General features: G+C 30.0%; 2 protein-coding genes. Both read left to right on the forward strand.

Annotated elements, in window-relative coordinates; all coding sequences use genetic code 11:
* The first annotated feature begins 927 nt into the window (after positions 1–927).
* Complete coding sequence (locus ACQKNI_RS19170) at positions 928–1,749, forward strand: ParA family protein (RefSeq protein ID WP_088233012.1); 822 nt, start codon at positions 928–930, stop codon at positions 1,747–1,749.
* Between the two features lies 1 nt (position 1,750).
* Positions 1,751–2,122, forward strand: coding sequence for a hypothetical protein (locus tag ACQKNI_RS19175; RefSeq protein WP_088233011.1), 372 nt, complete (start codon positions 1,751–1,753; stop codon positions 2,120–2,122).
* Positions 2,123–2,696 lie beyond the last annotated feature (574 nt).

Raw genomic sequence — 2,696 nt, forward strand, 5'->3', positions numbered from 1 at the left:
TTTGAAAGAATCGTATAGAGGACGCATCTGAAAAATTACTGATTCTATTATATGTAACACATATCACTATTATAATCCCTCTCGGAATATAGATATATCCCTATTTCTATAATTAGATATTTCCCTATTATTCTAATTTTATTATTTGAAAGGGTGGTATAAAGGGCGCACATCTGAAAAATTACTGATTCTATTGTATGTATCACTTATCACTATTATAATCTCTCTCGGAATATAGATATATCCCTATTTCTATAATTAGATATTTCCCTATTATTCTAATTTTATTATTTGAAAGGATCGTATAGAGGACGCATCTGAAAAATTACTGATTCTATTATATGTAACACATATCACTATTATAATCCCTCTCGGAATATAGATATATCCCTATTTCTATAATTAGATATTTCCCTATTATTCTACTTTTATTATTTGAAAGGGTGGTATAAAGGGCGCATCTCTGAAAAATTATTGATTCTATTATATGTACCACTTATCCCTATTATAATCCCCCTCAAAATATAAAAATATAGATATATCCCTATTTCTATACCTCTGCCATCAAGTTACACTTATGCAACATCAATTATAGGAATGGGTGTTTCTTTTTTAAAAGCCCCCAAAACAAAAATTTTATACAGCTCACCTGGTAATACCAATTCTCTCGTTTTGGGATATTTGCTTTTCTTAGCTTGATGAGCATGGGATATGGGGATATAAGGACTTTTTCAAAAAAATGAATAGAGTGGTATAAATGGCAGATTCTATTGCATGTACCACATATCACTGCTATAATCTTCTTTGTAACATAGAAATATCCCTATTTCTATAATTAGATATTTCCCTATTTTTTCTAATCTTTTCACTAAGATATAGAAATAGGGATATAGGGAAATATTCCGGAAAATAAATGGAGTGGTATAAATGGCTATTACAATTACTGTTGGGAATTATAAAGGGGGCGTTGGTAAAACCACTAATGCTGTATTAAACTCTTATGAATTCGCAAAAAAAGGGAAACGAACTTTACTTGTTGATCTTGATCCACAGAGTAATGCAACAAAATCTCTAATGCTAACAAAATCTATCCTTAATCCTGACGAAAAAATTACTTTAAATAAAACATTGATGAAAGGGATTCAAGAGGGGAATTTAGATGGATTAGAAGTTGAAATAACTGAAAATTTATATTTAATTCCTTCTTATGTTGATTTTCAAGATTTCGCAAAATTTCTATATAAATCGTGTTCTTCGGAAGAAGAAGAAGATTTCTACTTTAAAGGCTTACTTGAGAAAATAAAACATAAATACGATTACATATTTATCGATGTTCCACCTATGTCAATTGAAGTTACAAAAAATGCAGTTGTAGCTTCTGATTATGTTCTTATAACTCTACAAACACAAGAACGTTCTCTTACAGGTGCAGAGAACTACATTAACCAGCTAATAAAATTAAAAGAGCAATATGATCTTGATATTGAAGTTGTAGGTATTCTTCCAGTGCTATTAAAAAATAATGGTAAAGTGGATGAATACATTATGGAAAATGCTCGTGAAATTTTTGGCGAAGAAAACCTATTTGAAAATATCGTTCCACAAATGGAACGTATTAAAAGGTTTGATGTTAACGGTATTACTGAAAATGATAGACATGATTTAAATGTAATAGAACTATACGAAAAAATTAGTGATGAATTATTATCTCGTATCAATGTTTTTGAAAGTATGAAGGTTGGTGTATAACATGGCAAGAACTCCTGGATTATTAGGCAGAAAAAAGAGCAATTTTGACCCAACAGATCCTTATATCCCAAACGAGGATTCAGTTGTAACAAAAAGTGGCGAAGATACTCCTACTTTTTCACCTAAAAATGAACACGAACAAGTAAATCAGCAGGAACAAAAGACGGAGCAAACACCAGAGAAAAAGAAATTTAAAAACCAACAAGGTAGTATTAAAATTTCTAGTCAATCTAAGGAAGAGCTTGGAGCACTAATGAAACTTACTAATACAAAATATGCTCATGAAATAATAGATTTACTTATACATCATTATGTAGAAAATCAATTAACTCCCGAACAAAAAAGGAAATTTAAATTATTAACAGAGATTTAGAAATATAGAAATATCCCTACATGGAAATAGGGATATTTCTATATTTTTTTAGATTAAGGCTCTTTAAAATTGTTTAATTCATGTTGAACTAAAGTACCCGTTACTCTATTTAGTGAGATAAATAATTTATTAAAAAAATTATCAATTGCCTGAATAGCTGATTCCAACGCTTTTATCTCTTAAAGATCAGAAATATCATTTTAGTTTCATCTTCATTGTAGTCTATCGTTTTTGACATCAATGATTTAAACACTATCCGTTAATTTTATAGCTCTATTACGTGTATCACATAACATCCCTGTGCTCCTCTCCCGCAGTATAGAAATATCCCTATTTCTATAAGTGGATATTTCTATATCCCGTTGCCTTTGTTACAGAAATAAAGGGATAGAAGAGAGCTTTGGATAAGTTACTGGAATGATATACATTACTGATTCTATTCCATATACCATATATCACTCTATAATCCCCTTCTCAATATAGAAATATCCCTATTTCTATAAGTGGATATTTCTATATCCCGTTGCCTTTGTTACAGAAATAAAGGGATAGAAGAGAGCTTTGGATAAGTTAC

The organism is Bacillus sp. NPDC094064 (genome assembly GCF_050279585.1).
Lineage (GTDB): Bacteria > Bacillota > Bacilli > Bacillales > Bacillaceae_G > Bacillus_A.

Bases quoted from the DNA above. Each gene is read 5' to 3' on its own strand.
- ACQKNI_RS19175 (WP_088233011.1), top strand. From the start codon at position 1,751: ATGGCAAGAACTCCTGGATTATTAGGCAGAAAAAAGAGCAATTTTGAC.
- ACQKNI_RS19170 (WP_088233012.1), top strand. From the start codon at position 928: ATGGCTATTACAATTACTGTTGGGAATTATAAAGGGGGCGTTGGTAAA.